General features: G+C 49.7%; 2 pseudogenes. Both read right to left on the bottom strand.

Annotated features, from left to right (window positions below):
• Nucleotides 1-745 (bottom strand): annotated as a pseudogene (locus tag J5224_RS29260) (hypothetical protein); the annotation flags it as partial.
• A 63-nt stretch (nucleotides 746-808) separates the two neighbouring features.
• Nucleotides 809-1,117: pseudogene (locus tag J5224_RS29255) on the bottom strand (phage tail protein); the annotation flags it as partial.

Here is a 1,117-nt window from a genome sequence, read left to right as displayed (position 1 = left end):
TGGCTGTTAGTGCCGTGACAATATTATCAACACTCCCGAGCCGGAACGGACTGGCACCACCATAGTTTTCTGCATCAGCATCAGAAACTGTATTAGTTACTCGCATTGATACATAGCCAGATTTCCCATTCGATTTCTTTGAAATAATATAGAAGTCTGGTGACCCGGTAATTTTCATTACCGCTTTAACATCATTGGTGGATGCTGGAACAACTGAAGGCGTGACATGGGATATGAAATTGCTTTTAATGAGAGCATTTATGCTTGATACATCTTGATGGGTGCTGTCAATTTCTTCCTGAACGTTTTTTCCTGATGATGCCCCCAGCATGGCTGCACCACCGGCACCAGCCAACGCACTACGCAACGTCATGTCAGTGACGTTAACCCAAGCACCTTGCACTACGCCACCAGTGCTCTCAGGTGAAGATGAAGCAGGAACGGTTTTAGGGAAATCACCATCCCAGCGATAGTAATTGCCATCCGCCTCATATTTCAGCGACTGCGTTGCATCCGTCAGCGTTGCTCCTGCCTCGAATGTGCCGAAAGGAACCCACCCCATTTTCGCCATGGCTCGGACAAACATCTGCTGCATGCCATACCAAGTCTTGCGATCAACACCAAAGCGGTCGGGATGCGACTCGTTTTCCCTGTCATTAACGAGAAAATCCAAGTTTTGAGCATTATCGTAGATATCTTTTGCTGCCGCAGAGCCAAGGGGATTGCCGGTTTTATACGTTGTCATGGGTGTACCTCAGAAACAAAAAACCCGCCGTTTGGCGGGTTTCAATGGGTTGGTTAAATGGGTTTAATCGTCTGACGTGTTATCCGTATCACCCGGATACGTCGCATCGTCATACTGGTAAAGCAATGAGGTGTACTGCTTGGCGGTCACGCCACAGGTTCCGTCTGAGCCCGGATCGATAGAGTCCATAATCGCATCGTAGCCAACGCGCTCTGATGAGCAGAACACCAGGCGCGGTAGCTCAATGTCGGGGCTATCCATGATCCAGCCTTCCGGCGCTAACGCTTCGCTGTTTGGCACCGTCAGGGTGTATTCATCAATGCGCGTTGGCGTCAGGAGTGCTGATGCTGAGCCATCCTGATGCCGTATTAG

This window comes from Candidatus Symbiopectobacterium sp. NZEC135 (assembly GCF_025962695.1).
Note: the sequence above shows the minus strand (reverse complement) of the source record. Positions and strands in the feature narration are given on the sequence as shown.